This is a genomic window from Litoribaculum gwangyangense, assembly GCF_039543505.1.
GTDB classification, from domain to species: domain Bacteria; phylum Bacteroidota; class Bacteroidia; order Flavobacteriales; family Flavobacteriaceae; genus Litoribaculum; species Litoribaculum gwangyangense.
Map to the genome: position 1 here is coordinate 104617 of NZ_BAABJW010000005.1, position 18738 is coordinate 123354.

16 protein-coding genes and 1 tRNA gene are annotated in these 18738 nt (G+C 35.1%); 8 read left to right on the top strand and 9 right to left on the bottom strand.

Features of this window, described 5'->3' with window-relative positions; genetic code table 11:
* The first annotated feature begins 3 nt into the window (after window positions 1-3).
* Window positions 4-2001, top strand: a complete 1998-nt coding sequence (locus tag ABD963_RS14160) for a urocanate hydratase (RefSeq protein WP_345277918.1) — start codon at window positions 4-6, stop codon at window positions 1999-2001.
* Window positions 2001-3251: an imidazolonepropionase gene (gene hutI / locus ABD963_RS14165; protein ID WP_345277920.1), complete on the top strand. Its 1251-nt coding sequence runs from the start codon at window positions 2001-2003 to the stop codon at window positions 3249-3251. The genes ABD963_RS14160 and hutI overlap by 1 nt, the downstream gene beginning before the upstream one ends.
* Here the strand turns inward: hutI and ABD963_RS14170 are convergent.
* Genes ABD963_RS14170 through ABD963_RS14180 form a run of 3 tightly spaced genes read right to left on the bottom strand, consistent with a single transcriptional unit; the run spans window position 3232 to window position 6365 of the window.
* Window positions 3232-4464 (bottom strand): M48 family metallopeptidase, encoded by a 1233-nt coding sequence (locus tag ABD963_RS14170; protein WP_345277922.1) that lies wholly within the window; start codon window positions 4462-4464, stop codon window positions 3232-3234. The two genes, hutI and ABD963_RS14170, sit on opposite strands and share 20 nt — an antisense overlap.
* Window positions 4465-4468: 4 nt before the next feature.
* Window positions 4469-5266 carry a TrmH family RNA methyltransferase gene (locus ABD963_RS14175; RefSeq protein ID WP_345277924.1) on the bottom strand — a complete coding sequence of 266 codons (798 nt, stop codon included), beginning with the start codon at window positions 5264-5266 and terminating at the stop codon, window positions 4469-4471.
* 31 nt (window positions 5267-5297) lie between these two features.
* The gene (locus ABD963_RS14180) at window positions 5298-6365 is read right to left on the bottom strand and encodes a DUF3810 domain-containing protein (protein ID WP_345277926.1); all 1068 of its coding nucleotides are present in this window, start codon (window positions 6363-6365) and stop codon (window positions 5298-5300) included.
* A 73-nt stretch (window positions 6366-6438) separates the two neighbouring features.
* Between ABD963_RS14180 and ABD963_RS14185 the strand changes: the two genes are divergently transcribed.
* Window positions 6439-7899, top strand: coding sequence for an aminoacyl-histidine dipeptidase (locus ABD963_RS14185; protein WP_345277928.1), 1461 nt, complete (start codon window positions 6439-6441; stop codon window positions 7897-7899).
* A gap of 163 nt (window positions 7900-8062) precedes the next feature.
* Here ABD963_RS14185 and ABD963_RS14190 read toward each other — a convergent pair whose 3' ends face one another.
* Window positions 8063-8827, bottom strand: a complete 765-nt coding sequence (locus ABD963_RS14190; protein ID WP_345277930.1) for a DUF6090 family protein — start codon at window positions 8825-8827, stop codon at window positions 8063-8065.
* Between the two features lie 302 nt (window positions 8828-9129).
* On the opposite strand from ABD963_RS14190, the gene ABD963_RS14195 reads away from it, so the two are divergent.
* Window positions 9130-10437 carry a serine hydrolase domain-containing protein gene (locus ABD963_RS14195; RefSeq protein WP_345277932.1) on the top strand — a complete coding sequence of 436 codons (1308 nt, stop codon included), beginning with the start codon at window positions 9130-9132 and terminating at the stop codon, window positions 10435-10437.
* Window positions 10438-10439: 2 nt separating this feature from the next.
* Here the strand turns inward: ABD963_RS14195 and yidD are convergent, their stop codons facing one another.
* From yidD to ABD963_RS14220, 5 genes are all read right to left on the bottom strand, one after another.
* Window positions 10440-10661 carry a membrane protein insertion efficiency factor YidD gene (gene yidD, locus ABD963_RS14200; RefSeq protein WP_345277934.1) on the bottom strand — a complete coding sequence of 74 codons (222 nt, stop codon included), beginning with the start codon at window positions 10659-10661 and terminating at the stop codon, window positions 10440-10442.
* Between the two features lie 73 nt (window positions 10662-10734).
* Complete coding sequence (gene cysS, locus ABD963_RS14205; RefSeq protein ID WP_345277936.1) at window positions 10735-12216, bottom strand: cysteine--tRNA ligase; 1482 nt, start codon at window positions 12214-12216, stop codon at window positions 10735-10737.
* A 28-nt stretch (window positions 12217-12244) separates the two neighbouring features.
* On the bottom strand, window positions 12245-12922 hold the full coding sequence (gene folE, locus ABD963_RS14210) for a GTP cyclohydrolase I FolE (RefSeq protein ID WP_345277938.1): 678 nt from the start codon (window positions 12920-12922) through the stop codon (window positions 12245-12247).
* Between the two features lie 176 nt (window positions 12923-13098).
* Window positions 13099-14625: an OmpP1/FadL family transporter gene (locus tag ABD963_RS14215; RefSeq protein ID WP_345277940.1), complete on the bottom strand. Its 1527-nt coding sequence runs from the start codon at window positions 14623-14625 to the stop codon at window positions 13099-13101.
* 28 nt (window positions 14626-14653) lie between these two features.
* On the bottom strand, window positions 14654-15766 hold the full coding sequence (locus tag ABD963_RS14220) for a hypothetical protein (RefSeq protein ID WP_345277942.1): 1113 nt from the start codon (window positions 15764-15766) through the stop codon (window positions 14654-14656).
* Between the two features lie 99 nt (window positions 15767-15865).
* On the opposite strand from ABD963_RS14220, the gene proS reads away from it, so the two are divergent.
* From proS to ABD963_RS14240, 4 genes are all read left to right on the top strand, one after another.
* Window positions 15866-17344, top strand: coding sequence for a proline--tRNA ligase (proS, locus tag ABD963_RS14225; protein WP_345277944.1), 1479 nt, complete (start codon window positions 15866-15868; stop codon window positions 17342-17344).
* Between the two features lie 143 nt (window positions 17345-17487).
* Window positions 17488-17559 (top strand) — tRNA-Glu (locus ABD963_RS14230).
* A 26-nt stretch (window positions 17560-17585) separates the two neighbouring features.
* Complete coding sequence (rpsT, locus tag ABD963_RS14235) at window positions 17586-17837, top strand: 30S ribosomal protein S20 (protein WP_345277946.1); 252 nt, start codon at window positions 17586-17588, stop codon at window positions 17835-17837.
* A 355-nt stretch (window positions 17838-18192) separates the two neighbouring features.
* Window positions 18193-18735 (top strand): YceI family protein, encoded by a 543-nt coding sequence (locus ABD963_RS14240; RefSeq protein ID WP_345277948.1) that lies wholly within the window; start codon window positions 18193-18195, stop codon window positions 18733-18735.
* Window positions 18736-18738: the final 3 nt, after the last annotated feature.

Sequence of the window (18738 nt, forward strand, 5' to 3'; positions counted from 1 at the left end):
ATTATGACGTTTAAAGAAGAAATTTTACAAGGTATTCCTAATACATTACCTGCAAAATACGAATATCCTACGGGTGTTAACAGAGCACCAAAACGTAAAGATATTTTATCGAAAGAAGAGAAACAATTGGCTATTCGAAATGCGTTGCGTTATTTCCCAAAAGATTGGCACGCAGAAATAGCACAGGAATTCGCTCAAGAACTTCAGGATTTCGGCCGTATTTATATGTATCGATTCAAGCCATCATACAAAATATTTGCTAGAGATATTCAAGACTATCCGGCAAAATGTACGCAAGCAGCAGCCATTATGCTCATGATTCAGAATAATTTAGATCCTGCAGTGGCTCAACACCCCGAAGAATTAATTACTTACGGTGGTAATGGTGCGGTGTTTCAAAACTGGGCACAATACCTGCTAACCATGCAGTATTTAGCAAACATGACAGAAGAGCAAACGCTTCATATGTATTCTGGTCACCCGATGGGATTATTTCCGTCTTCTAAAAATGCGCCAAGAGTTGTTGTTACGAATGGTATGATGATTCCTAATTACTCCAAACCAGACGATTGGGAAAAATTCAACGCACTTGGGGTTACGCAATACGGACAAATGACAGCGGGTTCCTTTATGTATATTGGTCCGCAAGGCATCGTTCACGGTACGACAATCACCGTTATGAATGCTTTCAGAAAAAAATTACCTAAAAACGAAACGCCGGCAGGCAAAATATTTTTAACCGCTGGTTTAGGTGGCATGAGTGGCGCTCAAACTAAGGCAGGAAATATTGCAGGTTGTATTACCATTTGTGCAGAGGTAAACGATAAAGCCGCAACAAAACGACATGAGCAAGGTTGGGTAGATGTTTTAATTGATAATTTAGACGATTTAGTTGCCAGAGTTAAAAAGGCACAAGCAAATAGCGAAATAGTTTCCATAGCTTTTATTGGCAATGTGGTAGATGTTTGGGAACGTTTTTATGATGAAAACATTTTTATTTATGTAGGTTCCGACCAAACTTCGCTTCATATTCCATGGACAGGTGGTTATTATCCAGTTGGCATATCTTATGACGAGTCTAACCGATTAATACGTGAAGAGCCTTTATTATTTAAAGAAAAAGTACAGGCTTCGTTACGCAGACACGCCGAGGCAATTAATAAACATGTTGCTCGCGGCACGTATTTCTTCGATTATGGTAATGCTTTTTTACTAGAAGCATCGCGTGCAGGAGCCGATGTGATGGCAGAGAATAACATCGATTTTAAATATGCATCGTATGTTCAAGATATTTTGGGACCGATGTGTTTCGATTATGGTTTCGGACCTTTCCGTTGGGTTTGTGCTTCCGGGAAACCAGAAGATTTAGATAAAACAGATGAAATTGCCATGCATGTTCTTCAAGACATAATGAAAGATGCTCCAGAGGAAATTCAGTTGCAAATGCAAGATAATATTACTTGGATTAAAGATGCCAAGAAAAATAAGATGGTAGTTGGCTCGCAAGCGCGTATCTTGTATGCCGATGCCGAAGGGCGGGCTAAAATAGCCGAAGCTTTTAATAAGGCTGTGGCTGCTCGTATAATCGGTCCTGTAGTATTAGGACGCGACCATCATGATGTAAGCGGAACCGATTCTCCGTATCGCGAAACTTCTAACATTTACGATGGTAGTAAATTTACCGCCGATATGGCCATTCACAATGTTATTGGCGATAGTTTTAGAGGGGCTACTTGGGTGTCTATTCACAATGGTGGCGGCGTAGGCTGGGGCGAAGTTATGAACGGTGGTTTCGGGATGTTGCTCGATGGTACTAAAGAAGCCGATGAACGTTTAAAAAACATGTTGTTTTTTGATGTAAATAACGGTATTGCGCGCAGAAGTTGGGCAAGAAACGATGAAGCCTTATTCGCTATAAAACGAGAAATGGCACGCACACCAAATTTAAAAGTAACTTTGCCTATCTTAGTAGACAATAAACTACTGGAAAACTTATTTTAATGCGAATCTTATTTAAAAACATTAAAGAATTATTGCAAGTAAGAGACAAAAACGTATCGTTTGTTTCGGGTGAAGCCATGAAAACACTGCCAACCATTAAAAATGCTTTTTTAGTAGTTGAAGATGGCTTGATATCCGATTTTGGCATTATGGAAAACTGTCCACAAGAAGATTTTTCAGAAGTTATTAATGTTGCAGGAAAAATGATGTTACCTTCATGGTGCGATTCGCATACACATTTGGTGTATGCAGGAAACCGTGAAAGTGAGTTTGTAGATAAGATAAAAGGCTTAAGCTATCAAGAAATTGCAGAAAAAGGTGGAGGTATTTTAAATTCTGCAAAGACCCTTCAAGAAACTACCGAAGATGCTTTGTATGAACAAAGTAAAACACGTTTGGAAGCAGTTATGCGAATGGGTACGGGCGCCATCGAAATAAAAACGGGTTATGGTCTCACTTTGGAGTCCGAATTGAAAATGCTTCGCGTTATCAAACGGCTAAAACAGAATTATCCAATTCCCATCAAAGCTACGTTTTTAGGGGCCCATGCGGTTCCTTCAGAATTTAAAAACAATAAACATGGTTATGTTAGGCATCTTATTAAAAATATGCTACCCGAAATAGCTCAGTCTAATCTAGCCGACTACATCGATGTGTTTTGCGAGAAGGACTATTTCTCAGTGGAGGATATGAAACATATTTTACATGCCGGTAAACAATATGGTTTAAAGCCTAAAATCCATGTAAACCAGTTTCATTCCATTGGTGGGGTTAAAGTTGGTGTTGATTTTAATGCGCTTTCTGTTGATCATTTAGAAGAAATGACAGAGGCAGATATTCAATCGTTGAAAAATACCAAAACCATGCCCGTAGCTTTACCAGGATGTTCCTTTTTTTTAGGGATTCCTTATACACCAGCCAGAAAAATGATAGATGCTGGCTTACCCTTAGCATTAGCAACCGATTATAATCCTGGGTCGTCACCTTCGGGTAACATGAATTTTGTAATATCTACAGCGTGTATTAAAATGAAATTATCACCCGAAGAGGCTATAAATGCGGCGACCATTAATGGGGCTTATGCTATGGGTTTAGAAACCCAAGTAGGCACTATCACTAAAGGGAAATTGGCAAATTTGATAGTCACCAAACCCATTAATTCGTATGGGTTTTTACCATATTCGTTTGGTGAATCACAAGTAGAAAGGGTTTATATTAAAGGACAAGAATTTACTTTCTCAAATTCTTAATTCGCTCTAAAAGTGTTGGATGGGAATAATGCATAAACACATAAGCAGGATGTGGTGTTAAATTGCTCAAGCTATTCTTAGAAAGTTTTTTTAGGGAAGTAATTAAAGGTTCTCCCTTGTAGGTTTTTTTAGCATAATCATCAGCTTGATATTCAAATGTTCTTGAAAACCAATTCATGATTAAACCTGTAATTTCGGAAATAGGTGAATACAATAACATAAACGCAATGAGTCCGATATGAAAACTAGGTATGTCAACACCCAAGGCACTCGACAATACAGGATTTGCAATAAATAAGGATAAAATATACAGCGTTAAACCTGTTAGAATAATGGATGCAAATAGATTAAAAATAATATGTTTCTTCTTGTAATGTCCTACTTCATGCGCTAACACTGCTACGATTTCTTCTTCTTCTAAATCGTTAATTAGCGTATCGTATAGCGTGACGCGTTTCTCACTTCCAAAACCTGAAAAATACGCATTAGCTTTGGTGCTTCGTTTAGAGCCATCAATCACGAAAATTTTGTCGAGTTTAAAACCAACCGTGCTGGCATAATCTGATATTTTATCGCGTAAACTGCCTGTTTCAAGTGGTGTTTGTTTATTAAATAAGGGAACAATAAGTTTAGAATAAAACATATTCATAAACAAGGTAAAAACGGCCACTAGACCCCATGCATACAACCAAAAATTCTTACCAGCGAATTGATAAAACCAAATGATTAAAGCCAAAATACCGCCACCAACAACAGCCATCATGAGCCAACTTTTAAATTTATCTAAGAAAAAAGTTTTAACGGTAGTTCTATTAAATCCGAATTTTTCTTCAATAACAAAGGTGCTGTAATAAGAAAAAGGTGTGGTTAATATATCGCTTGAAAACATGATGATTCCAAAGAAAATAAGCGCAATAACAATAGGGTTTTCAGAATAACTGCGGGCTAAAGCATCAACAAAAGCAAATCCGTCGAAAAACAGAAATCCTAAAGTTAAAACCAAAGAAAAGGTTGAGGTTATAATTCCGAATTTGTAATTAGTCGCTTTGTAGTTTTGTGATTTTTTATATTCAATTTCATCATAAACATCTTGTAAATCTTCCGGGAGTTTATCCTTAAAATGTTTGGCGTTTAAAGCATCTAAAATTTTGTCGACCAAAAAATTGATTATTATGATGGCTATGATGATGTAAAATAGGGTAGTGGATGTCATATTTTTATTTAAAATTACGCTGCCTTCTAGCTTCAAAAATAAGAATTCCGGAGGCAACCGAAACATTCATGGAGTCGATGTCTCCTTGCATAGGAATGATAATATTTTGTGTTGAACTTTTTAACCAGTCATCACTTAATCCTGTGGCCTCAGTACCAACCACGATGGCGGTTGGTTTTTTGAAATCTTGGGTGTGATAGTTAACTGAAGCTTGTAAAGCCGCACAATATATGTTAATATTTTTAGATTTTAAAAAGGCAATGATATCAGAAGTTGAACCCGTTGCTATTTGGTTGGTAAATACACAACCTACACTAGAGCGAATAATGTTGGGATTGTATAAATCGGTTTTTGGGTTTGCTATGATAACAGCTTCAACATTAGCTGCGTCGGCGGTTCTAAGAATGGCTCCAATATTTCCTGGTTTTTCTGGCGCTTCGGCTACTAAAATCAAAGGGTTTTGAGTACTCAATTTTAAATCTTCAATGGCGTGATTTTTACTTTTGGCGATGGCTAGAACACCTTCGGTGGTATCGCGATAGGCTAATTTTTCATAAATATCTTTTGAAATTTCAATGGTGTTAAGTTGTTGAGCTTTTAGGTTGTTAAGTTGTTCTTGTGAAAAAAATTCTGGATAAAACAAAATAGTTTCTATTTCGTAGTTACCTTTTACCGCAAGCGATATTTCGCGCACCCCTTCAATCAGAAATGTGCCCGATTTTCTGCGCTCACGCGATTTGTCCTTTAACTGAACCAGTTGTTTAATAAACGGGTTTTGTAAACTGAAAATTTGTTTTAGCATATCAGAATGAACAAAAGTAGTTTAAATCGCTTTATAATTTAGTGTTCTCAAAATAATTTGCTATTAGAGCCACCACATAACTATAACTCTCCATACCTTTATTTTGTTTATTGGCTTTTAAGAAGTTGCTGTAGAATAGTTTAAAGTAAGGTTCTGCAGGGTTTTGATGGGCCTCCCAAAACAGCCTAACTTCCTCGTAGTTTTTTAAAATACCAATATTGACATCCGCAACCATATCTTCAAAAAGACATGCGTCTCGGTTGTAAATTTCATTTAAGCAGAAGCGCAGTGCAAATGCATAACCCGTGTAATTAAAATATAAGTTATCATGTTTTATGGCTGCCAAACAGCCAATAAAATTGGCTTCATTTTCTGCGGCATATCCCAACTGGTGTGCAATTTCATGTAAAGCCGTTGTTGGAAATTTATATGATGGAATCAATCCGTCAACTTGTGCTTCATTGGTTAAAGGGTTTAAATAACCACTAAATCCCATATAGGTAAGAGGGTAACTGAACAATGATTTTTTAATGCTTTTTGGATGGTATTCCAAATGAGGAAATATATCTTTTAAATTTTGATAACCCAAGGGTGCGAGATCTAAAATCTCACTTTTAGTATAGGGCATTTTAACTTTTAAAGTATCATTTTTTGTTATTTCTAGGTGCAAATTGTTGGATTTTTGGATCAGTTTTTCTGTTACTGAAACAAGTTGCTCTGAGGTATAATCGGCGTTTAAATTCAAGTTTTTGTGTAACGGTAAGCGGTAGTAGTTCAAGCCCCACAGCACATGAAATGCAAAATAAATTACCGATACTGCTGCTAAAATATCAATAAACCAACGTTTGGTGTCTTTACGAAGTCTTTTACGGTTTCTATAAAGCCAATTAATAATATAAACAATGGAAAAGGCATAAACCAAATCTCCAAATGAAAAGGGAAGCCAACCCAAAGTAAATCTGAAGATTTTTGAAGTGAATTGATAAAAACCGTTACTGTAATATTGCTCAATAAAATCTGGGAAGTGTGATAGTAATTTTATAATTAAATATTGCGGAATTAATGATAGTGCAAGTATGGATTTTTTTGTTTTCAGCATATCCAAAAATAAGGAAATGTTTATAATTCCTGTTTAGAATAACTACCTTTGCATAACATTATTTTTTAATATTATGAATTCTGAAATAAGACTACTAAAGCCACAAGCACTCTGGAATAAATTTGCCGATTTAAACGCTGTTCCTCGTCCTTCAAAAAAAGAGGAACGGGTGATTGCCTTTATAAAAGATTTTGGTAAAAGCCTTGGTTTGGAAACCGTTGAGGATGAAGTTGGAAATGTCATCATTAAAAAACCTGCAACAGTAGGAATGGAAAACAGAACTACCATCGTGATGCAATCGCATCTGGATATGGTACACCAAAAAAACAATGATACTGTATTTGATTTTGACAGTCAAGGTATCGAAATGTATGTTCAAGGCGATTGGGTTAAAGCAGAAGGAACGACTTTGGGTGCCGATAATGGCTTAGGGGTTGCAACCATTATGGCGATTTTAGAAAGCACCGATATACCACATCCAGCTATTGAAGCCTTATTTACTATTGACGAAGAAACAGGTATGACGGGAGCCATGGGTTTAAAAGAAGGTTTGCTTTCAGGGGGTATTTTATTGAATTTAGATACTGAAGAGGATGACGAAATTGGTGTGGGTTGTGCCGGTGGCATTGATATAACAGCCAAACGAACCTATGAAGAAGACGCGACACCCGAGTTTAAGATTGGGTATAAAATAGTTGTAAAAGGTTTGCAAGGCGGACATTCTGGGATGCAAATACACGAGGGGTTAGGTAATGCCAACAAAATAATGAACCGTTTGTTGTTTGATGGTTTTGAAAAGTTTGGTTTGCGAATTTCTGAAATTGATGGGGGTAGTTTACGTAATGCCATTCCACGTGAAAGTTATGCTGTGGTCGTCATTGATGCTATTCATGAAGAAGTTTTTAATAAAGAAATGGAGGCTTTGGCAAAAACAATTAAAACGGAATTGAAAACCATGGAACCCGATTTAAAAATAGAGGTTTCTAAAGTAAATACCCCAAAGAAAATAATGGAATTAGGAGTACAGGAAGGATTGACTCGTGCTATCTATGCTGCCCAAAATGGTGTTTATAGAATGAGTGCTGATATTCCTGATTTGGTAGAAACCTCAAATAATATTGCCAAGGTTGTGGTTAAGGATGGGCATATTCACATTGGTTGTTTAACTCGCTCATCAGTAGAGAGTTCTAAAATGGATTTAGCCAATACGTTGAGAGCAACTTTTGAATTAACGGGTTGTGAGGTTGATTTTAGTGGAGATTATCCGGGATGGACTCCCAATATGGACTCACCCATTTTAAAGGTTATGACACAGCTTTATGAGGATTTGAATGGTGAAAAACCAAAAGTGGCGGCGTGTCATGCAGGTTTAGAATGTGGAATCCTTGGGAAAAACTACCCCAATATGGATATGATTAGTTTCGGGCCAAACATTAAAGGTGCGCATTCGCCCGATGAACGTGCACAAATTTCATCTGTTCAAAAATATTGGAAATTTGTTTTAGCGATTTTGAAGAATATTCCAGAAAAGTGATTTTTTAAGGGGCGTTTTAGGGTTTTGTATATGCATGTTCCTTGGTTGGTAACTAATTTAGCAACAAATACTTTCCAGAGAAAATTCCGAAAGAATTTTCATGTTAAGCACTAGCGATAGCAATTACATATGTACGGAATGGTAACTTCGTAATCATTATTTTTCATCTATTATTTGCAATGATTATGCTTGGGTAAAATTTCTCTAATTGCCTTTTTAGAGCTTCAATTCGATTTATTGTTATTTTGATTCTCTGTACGAAAGGTGCACTGCTACCTCTAGAACTATGAATAATATTTGCAAATTTTAAATCATAAAGAAGTTGATGATAATCTACTTTACTTTCTGTTTTCCTACCAGTAATTATGTTATTGAAATTTTCGGTCGCATAATTCTCAATTAAATAAGGTTGAAGTAATTTGTGATAATTATCATCATTCTGTCTGTAATAATCCATAAGTGTGGTATACATATTATTTAGAGAAAGCATATCATTTATTAATGTGGGCGATTTTTTGAATTGAAAACTTTCCAAAGATAGTATTCTTTGAAACTTACTTTGCTTCAGTTTAAAGTTACTAAATGCTATTACATAAATTAATGTACTATCAAATTCTCTATTGGTAAGTTTTACATTCTCTGATTCAATTAATGATATGACTTCTGATATTTTTTTATCTCTGTTTTCCCATAATTCTAACTGATTTTTAACCGAAATTTGGTTTTCATTAAGTTCTATATATAATTCCTTTGCAATACTGATTTCTTTTTCATTATTTTTTTGATTTTCATTCCAATTATTAATCTGAAGCGCAATTAATATACCAATTACTACAAGAATAATTTCTCCTATTGCATATATAAGATACTTACTGAATTTATTTTCAGAGAGCAGCTTTTGTCTAATTTTTCTAAAGAACTTTATCATTGATTATTGGTTATTTGTAATGAAGCACAATGAAATGATATGGATTATTTAATTGTTTTTATCTGCAATGAAACGAAGGTAGCTGAATTTTTTGATAAAGACAAAGTCCAATAATTAGATATTAGTATTGCTTTAATTTAAATGGTGATTTTTGAACTTTTTAATAAATTAAAATCATTTTTTTGAGGTAATTTTTGAAAAAATCTTGGAGACTATTAAAAAAAATAAGCTTTTCATCGTATTTTTAAGTATTTCGTCTTATATTTAACACGTTTTATCTAATTCTTTAACATTAACTGCCTATGAACCTACACGCCATAATTAAAAAGCCGTTTCTTTTAATAGCCATTTGCTTAATGGTAGCTTTCAGTGTGATTAAGGTGGCTGCTCCCCAAGCGCAAGAAATGATGGTGTCGAATGTTGAAATAAAAACGAAGCTTGTGGACCCTAATGTTACAAAGGCATATAAGTTAAACCAACAGAAATTGCAAGAAGCTTTGACTGCTTATTTCCAAAAAGCCATAGCTTCCGGAGATATTGTAGGTGCAGGTGTAAGTATTGTTAAAGAAGATTCTATACTAATAGCCGAAGGCTTTGGTAAAAGAAGTTTTACTTTAAATAAAACGGTCAATAGCGAAACGGTATTTCGGTTAGGGTCATTATCCAAAGGATTTGCGGGTGTTTTGGCAGCTAAACTGAAAAATGAAGGTTTTTTTAATTGGACCGATAAGGTAAATAGCTATGTGTCTGATTTTAAATTAGGCGACAGTACGAATACCAATAACATTACATTAGCTCATATTTTATCACAAACCTCTGGAGCGCCTTATCACAGCTATACCAATTTGGTAGAAGCTGGATTATCACTATCGGAAATTGCAAAGCGTTTTAAAACGCTTAAACCGGTTGGAAAACCAGGAGAAATTTACAGTTATCAAAATGCCATGTTTGCACTTAGTGGTGAAATTATGGAAATGGCAACCAACAAGGATATTAGGACCTTGTTGAATGATAATTTCTTTAAACCATTGGGCATGACTGGCGTTTCAATGGATTACAATTCCTTGGAGAGTAGTGATAATATTGCCTTGCCTCATTCAAAAAGTAGATATGGTTGGAGACCCTTAAAGTTAAATCATAATTACTACAACGCTATTGCTGCAGGTGGTATCAATGCTAGTGCGCTAGATATGGCCAAATGGATGCAACTTTTGTTAGGTCATCGTTCCGAAATTATTGATTATTCTGTTTTAAATGAAGCATTTAGTCCATCAGTAAAAGTGAAGGAGCATAACAAATATTATCAGCGTTGGCCAGGACATTTAAGTTCCTATTATGGTTTTGGTTGGAGAATTCATAAGTTTAAAGAAAAAAGCACCCTTAAAACAATGGTTCATCATGGAGGTAGTGTTAACAGTTATCGAAATGAAATTGCTGTGTACCCTGATGATGATTTAGGTATTTGTGTTCTATTGAATAGCAATTCAAAAATTTCGCAAACGGTTATACCGGATCTTTATAAAATTGTAAATGATATTTTTGTGAATGATATAGAGGATGCTGCCAATCCGAAAAAGCAAATCACTTCGGTGCGTGACGAAGTTTTATAGTTTCAAGGCACTGGATCATACCCAGAATCTCCCCAAGGATGGCAACTTAAAATACGCTTTATGGCCAACCAACCACCTTTAAATAATCCATGTTTTTGTAATGCCTCTTTGGAGTAGTTAGAACAGGTGGGTTGATATCTACAGGTTGCAGGGGTTATGGGAGATATAAGCGTTTGATATACTTTTATCAAGAACAAAAACGGTGCGATCAGAAGATTTTTCAATTTATTTTTATGCGTTAATTGTTGAGTTAAATAAAAGGTAAAGCAACACAACAACGAACGACTGAACTTCTTATTAATTCAAAGAAAATGTGGTGCCTTCCTTTCCATCTTTAAGTTGGATTCCAACTTCCGACAGTTCATCACGAATTTTATCTGATAACTCAAAATCTTTATTAGCTCTAGCTTCTTGACGTAATTTAATCAATAAATCTACGGCACCAGATAGTTTATCGGCTCCTGTTTCTTTTTTAGTAGAATTTTCTAAACCTAAAATATCAAAAACAAAGGCGTTGATAGTACTTTTTAAAGTTGCTAAATCTTGAGTATTTAATGTTTCGGTACCTTCTTTTAACTGGTTAATATATTTAACGGCTTCAAATAAGTGCGCTATGAGTATAGGCGTATTAAAATCATCATTCATCGCATCATAGCACTTTTGTTTCCAAATGCTGATGTCTATCGAAGATGTTTCAGAAGCGCGGATACCCTCCAAACTGTTAATGGCATCCATTAATCTGTAAAAGCCTTTTTCACTGGATAATAAGCCTTCATTGGTAAAATCTAAAACACTCCTGTAATGTGCTTGCAACATAAAAAAACGTGCAACACTGGGCTCAAACGATTTACTAATATTGGTATTGTTTCCTGTAAAAATTTCACCGGGTAAAATATAGTTACCTGTTGATTTAGCCATTTTCTTACCGTTCATAATTAACATATTGGCATGCATCCAATAGTTTACAGGTGTTTGCCCTTTGGCAGCTTCGTTCTGTGCAATTTCACATTCGTGGTGCGGAAATTTTAAATCCATTCCTCCACCATGAATATCAAAATGTTCACCTAAATATTTCGTGCTCATAGCGGTACATTCTAAGTGCCAACCAGGGAAACCATCACTCCATGGCGATGGCCAACGCATAATGTGTTGCGGTTCGGCGCGTTTCCAAAGTGCAAAATCTTGTGGATTTTTTTTATCACTTTGTCCGTCTAACTCACGAGTATTGTGTATTAAATCTTCTAGTTTACGTTTACTTAGTTTTCCGTAATCATGTGTTTCGTTAAACTTGTGAACATCAAAATATACCGAGCCATTTATTTCGTAGGCAAACCCATTATCAATAATGGTTTTTATGAGTTCAATTTGCTCTATGATATGACCTGTAGCTGTAGGCTCTATACTTGGTGGTAAAAAATTGAACGTGTTTAAAATATTATGAAAATCAACGGTGTAACGTTGTACCACCTCCATAGGTTCAATTTCTTCTAAACGGGCCTTTTTAGCAATGCGATCTTCACCTACATCAGCATCATTTTCGAGATGACCTGCATCGGTAATATTACGCACATAACGTACTTTATAGCCCAAATGCTTTAGATATCTAAAAATGACATCAAAGGACATGAAAGTTCTTACGTTACCCAAATGCACGTTGCTGTAAACCGTTGGTCCGCAAACATACATACCTACATAGCCATCATTTATAGGTTTGAAAGTTTCTTTATTACCACTAAGAGAATTGTATATTTGAATATGTTGATTTTGGTAAAGTTGCATTCGATTGGTTGATTATGGAATGATTGACTTAAAATTTGGTGTCTAATTTAATATAATCTAAAAACTCCCTTCTTACTGTTTTATCCTTAAATTTTCCTCCAAATTCTGAAGTGACTGTACTGCTTTCTATATCTCTAATACCTCTGGAATTCACACATAAATGTTTGGCGTCAATCACACACGCTACATCTTGAGTGTTCAACACATCTTGAAGTTCTTTTACTATCTGAATGGTTAAACGCTCTTGTACTTGCGGACGTTTAGCGTAATAATCAACAATACGATTCATTTTGGATAGACCTACCACGGTTCCATTTGAAATATAAGCAACATGCGCTTTACCCACTATTGGTAATAAATGATGTTCGCAAGTTGAGTACACTGTAATGTTTTTTTCAACTAACATTTCACCATACTTATATTTGTTTTCAAAAGTGGATGCACTTGGTTTTTTATTTGGGTCTAAACCACCAAAAATTTCTTTTACAAACATTTTTGCAACGCGATTTGGAGTCCCATTTAAACTATCATCAGTCAAATCAAGACCTAGGGTCTCCATAATATGGCGCACATCATCTTTAATAATTTCAATTTTTTCTTCATTTGAAAGTTTAAAGGCATCCAAACGAAGCGGTGTATTTGATGAAGTTCCAATATGGTCTTCTCCTAATGAGTCATATCCTTCTATATTATTGTCAATTTTCATCTGGTAAAAAGTGGTGTTATAGGTTTGCAAAGATAAACAATTCCGTTTTGTTATGTTTTATCTTAACAAACAATTATATGACAGTTTAGTCTTAATATCCAATGAATTATTACATAAAAAGCAAAAAAGCTTGAACTTTAAAAGTTCAAGCTTTTGTTGTAATGATTATGAATATTTTAAATATTGAAACTTAATGAAAGCGTGATATTTGAGTTTTTTCTATCTATTGTTGCTGAGTCAATTAATCCAACATTATAAAGTGGTGTGGCAAAAGAACGTTCAGAAGCATCATAAGTAACATCTAATTTGGTGTTTCCAAAACTGTAACCAAGACCCAATGAATACCCATTTAGATCACCAATTGTTACGCCATCGGCATAGGGGCTTTCTTCAAAACGGTAACCGCCTCTAAAACTCCACTGTTTTACTTTGTACTCACCACCAATTCTATAGGTTGAAGCATCTGTGAAAATATTGCTCATCACCTCATTTTGATCTGAAAAAAAGGCATCAGATGTTGGTCTAAACTCTGTTTTACTATAATCCTTTTTTGAGTAATCAAAACTGATTAAACCTTGTTTTGCAAAAACATAGGCTAAACTACCTGATATTTTTGATGGTGTTTTAAGCCTATATCTGGGGTAAATGTTAACGACATCGGGAAAAATCTCAATGAAGCCATTATCACCATCAGTAGCCAAATATTGGGTCGTTTCCTCATCAATAGAATACCAAGTAGGCGAATCGTAAGTCAACCCAACTCTAAATTCTGGACTCAATTTCATAATGCCGCCTAGTTGAAATGAAAAACCATTACCTCTAGTGGATAAACTATTTTCAAACTCAATAAAATTAACTGTTGAACCAGCATTAATATTATCTTCAAATAATAGATTGGTGCGCTGGTAATCAATAAAATGAGAGTTTAAGTTTAATCCTAAATATAAATTATCTTCATATTGAGCAGCAAAATTAAAGGTAACTTTACCATTATATCCCGTTGCGAAATAGGAGTAATCGTGCACAAAGTTTCCTGGTGAAACATTCGATGAATAGAAGGTATTGGCATCATCATTAATATCATCGGGTTCAAGAATAAAAGATTCAAAACCTAAAAAGGCTTGTTGATGCGCAAATCCGAAAACGGAGCCTATATCTCGATAAGCTTCAGATACAGATTCTCCTGGTAAAGTTGATATTTCATCTAGTCTTTTGCCGTCTGCAAAATCATAAAAATAACTTGCAATGGAATTACTAAATTGTCCGTCATCATTGGTATTGGTGCCTCTCGCCAACCAGTTATCCTCATGGTCCGCCGTTTTTTCATAGGCGATGGCAAGGGTGAATTTTTTCCAAGGCGAATTATTTTTACTTGCAAACACAAAAGCGGCACCACCTTGGTTGATATCAAAATTGGATTCATTAGAATTTACTAAACCGTTAAAATATCTGGTAGTATTATCCGTATCGATATTTGAAACAGTAAAAGATGCGTGACTTTGACTAAAAATGGCAGATCCTGCTGGATTTAGACTTACGGCACTCATATCGCCACCTAAAGCTCCAAAAGCACCGCTTAAGGCTCTGAAACGAGCGGTTCCTTGGATTTCACTTTGTGAATATCGTAACGCATCACTTATCTCCTGCGCTTGAATGGTATAACTAGATAGCATAACTATAAATAATAGATGTAGCTTTTTCATATCGATTTTTTATTTCTTAATAATTATGTTAACGTCTTCTTCCTCCACCTGATGAACCTGAACTACTTCTACCACCACCACCAGATGATCTAACGGAACTGCCACTAGAAGAACTTGAGCTTCTGCTTGGTGTGTAGGATGAATTATTAGATGAAGAAGATCTTCTGTAAGTACTTCCAGAATTATAACTTCTGTTTGTAGTTGATGGTTTGTTATACGTACCTGAACTTCTTCTCATAGTTGACGAAGATCTTGATGTTGAGTTACTTGAAGGCGTTCTCACAGCTGAAGTTGCTCTTCTTGCTGTATTAGAATACACGCGGGTTCCGTTAGAATTATAACTTCTTCTATCGGCTGAAACACCATTAGAGTTTACACTGCTTCTCCTTGAAGTATTATATTTTGATGTAATGGTATTTCTTGATGTTACAGAGCTACGTCTACTCGTATTTAAATTACTTCTGTTACTTGCATAATAACTACCCCTTCTACTGGCACTGTAGGAAGTTCTAGCACCATAGTATCTATTATTTATCCATCGGTTGTTCCAACCCCAATTATTCCATCCCCAGCCACCATAAAATCCAGGTCCCCAGAAAGGATCATTCCAGCCCCAACCAGCATTCCAACCCCAATTGTTCCATCCCCATCTGTTCCATCTCCAGTTGTTCCAACCCCAGCCCCAGCCTGCATTCCAGAAAGGATCATTCCATCCCCAGCCCCAACCAGCGTTCCAACCAGCGTTCCATCCCCAGTTGTTCCATCCATTGTCTATATAATTTATAACAACGCTATTGCTGTTTTGTCCCCAACCAGCATAACCTTGATAATCATTGGATGAGCCGTCGTTTTCAGCATAGTTACCACTTTCGTAAGCATCTATATCGGTAAAAATAGCATCATTAGCATATAAATTTTCAGACTCTATCGATTTGGTTTTAAAATAATTTTCGTAATAATTACTGTTCGATTGATTGGGTACTTCAACAACCGCTTCTTCATATGGTATTTGAGTGTCACCATAAATACCATCATTGTCCACACCAACGTATTGATAAGAACCACAGGAAACGAACCCAAATAATAGACCAAAGAGGGCTACCATTGGTATTTTCTTTTTTAAGTAGTTGTTAAATTGCATATCTCTAGATTTTAATTGTTGAACATAACAAAAATAGTTAGTTTTGTCGAACTATTTTTTTATTTAACATAGGTACAATATTTGTGCCAAAACTTATATATGAGTAAAAAACTTATTAGTAGAGCTGAAGATTATTCAAAATGGTATAACGAACTGGTCGTTAAAGCAGACCTTGCAGAAAACTCTGCCGTTCGAGGGTGTATGGTAATAAAACCTTACGGATATGCAATTTGGGAGAAAATGCAGGCAGAATTAGATAAGATGTTTAAGGAAACAGGGCATCAAAATGCCTATTTCCCATTGTTTGTGCCTAAAAGTTTATTTGAGGCTGAAGAAAAAAATGCTGAAGGTTTTGCAAAAGAATGTGCTATTGTTACCCATTATAGACTCCAGAATGACCCAGATAAACCAGGAAAACTTCGAGTAGATCCAGAGGCTAAATTAGAAGAAGAATTAATTGTAAGACCAACTAGTGAAGCTATTATTTGGAATACTTACAGAAACTGGATTCAATCTTATAGAGATTTACCCTTGTTAATTAACCAATGGGCGAATGTGGTACGATGGGAAATGCGTACCCGTTTGTTCCTACGTACCGCTGAGTTTTTGTGGCAAGAAGGACACACAGCACATGAAACCAAAGAAGAGGCTATAACTGAAGCCAAATTGATGAATAATGTATACGCTACCTTTGTACAGAATTTCATGGCCATACCTGTTATTCAAGGATTAAAAACAGAAAGCGAACGTTTTGCAGGTGCTGAAGAAACCTTTTGTATTGAAGCTCTCATGCAAGATGGCAAAGCTTTACAAGCTGGAACTTCGCATTTTTTGGGTCAGAATTTTGCTAAAGCGTTTGATGTGAAATTTGCAAACAAAGAGGGGAAACAAGATTATGTTTGGGCTACTTCGTGGGGTGTTTCAACACGATTGATGGGTGCGTTGATTATGACTCATAGTGATGATAATGGTTTGGTTTTACCTCCAACTTTGGCACCAAACCAAGTCGTTATTATTCCAATTTATAAAAGTGAAGAAGAGCTGGATGCTGTGACTGATGTTGTTAACGGCATTATGAAAGACTTAAGAAGTAAAAATATTTCAGTCAAATTTGATAATAGAGATACGTTAAGGCCAGGGGCAAAATTTGCTCAACATGAATTGCAAGGTGTCCCATTAAGAATTGCCATTGGTGCAAGAGATTTAGAAAACAAAACCGTTGAATTAGCTAGACGTGATACATTAACTAAGGAAGTTGTTCCTATAGATGGATTAGTTGAAAAAGTGGAAACTTTAATGACTGAAATCCAAGATTCACTTTTCAAAAAAGCACTTGATTTCAGAAATAGTCATATTACTGAAGTAGATACTTTTGATGAATTTAAACGGGTTTTAGAAACTAAAACTGGATTTATTTCTGCCCATTGGGATGGTACTGCGGAAACCGAGAACAAAATAAAGGAGTTAACAAAAGCTACTATTAGGTGTATTCCCTTGGAAGGAAAGCCTGATAAAGGAGTTTGTGTATTCACTGGAAAGCCCTCTGAATGCAGAGTATTGTTTGCGAAAGCGTACTAAAATATTTTTTTTTAAAAAAAGATTATACAGCACTTGCAACATTTAAAAATAGTTGTATTTTTGCATCCGCAATGGAAACATTGTAAGTTATTTGAAAAGGTATTGTAATTATAATTAATTATAAATAGCAAAACAGTACAAATGGCCCGTTCGTCTATCGGCTAGGACGCCAGGTTTTCATCCTGGTAAGAGGGGTTCGATTCCCCTACGGGCTACAATTTTTAAAAAAATAAAAAAACAAATGGCAAATCACAAGTCAGCATTAAAAAGAATTAGAAGTAATGAAGCAAAACGTGTTGTAAATAAATATCAACACAAAACAACCCGTAGTGCTATTAAAAAACTACGTGAGTTAACCGATAAGAAAGAAGCTGAGGCTTTATTACCTTCTGTTGTTTCTATGTTAGATAAATTAGCAAAGAAAAATATTATTCATAATAACAAAGCTGCTAACCTTAAATCTGGTTTAGCAAAGCATGTAGCTGCTTTGTAAAAACATACAATTTAAATATAAAAAAAGCCTTTCAGAAATGAGAGGCTTTTTTTGTGGGTTTAAGTTTTATAATACAACGATAATAACGGTTAACTTTTGGTGACTTATAGCATCCAGCCAAAATAACAGCTTCTATCGTGATCCGATACTTGGTTAACACCAAAAATAAATTATTTATAAAGAACTTATAAATTATATAGTCAACGCTTATTAATGTGGTGTTTTTATTGGCATTTATACATGACAAAAATCATATTTTTTTAGTTTGTTTCAATAGAACTTTGCATAGTAATATTAATCTAATCATAATATGTGGACTATTAAAATAAATAAGAGTACAATTTTTGCCAGCTTGATGGTAATACTTCTTATCGTACCAAATTTGTTTCAAGCACAAGAGTTCAATTTAAATAACAAGGAATCTTCATTAACAGTTTACGGGACCTCCAGTTTACATGACTGGCATATAACAGCCGAAACTAAAAGTGGTAAAATTTTCTTTGAAAATTTAGAAACTGGTCAACTGAGTAAATGTGATTTTACAGTTTTTGCAGAGAGCCTTAAAAGTGGCAAAAAATCTATGGATAAGAACACGTATAAAGCTTTAAATACAGATACCCATAAAAATATATCATTTCAACTTGTTGATGTCAAAGACATTGTAAAAAAAGGGACAGGTAAGTTTTTGCTAAAATGTACTGGTAATTTGACTATTACAGGTGTTAAAAAGTTAATTCCTCTAGAATTTAATACAGAAATTTCAGATGGCAAAGTAGTATTAACAGGAGAGAAAACCATAAAGATGACCGATTTCAATGTTGAACCACCTAAGGCTCTTTTGGGCACCATAACAACAGGAAACGAAATAACCATAAAATTTAATACAATTTATAAATAACAA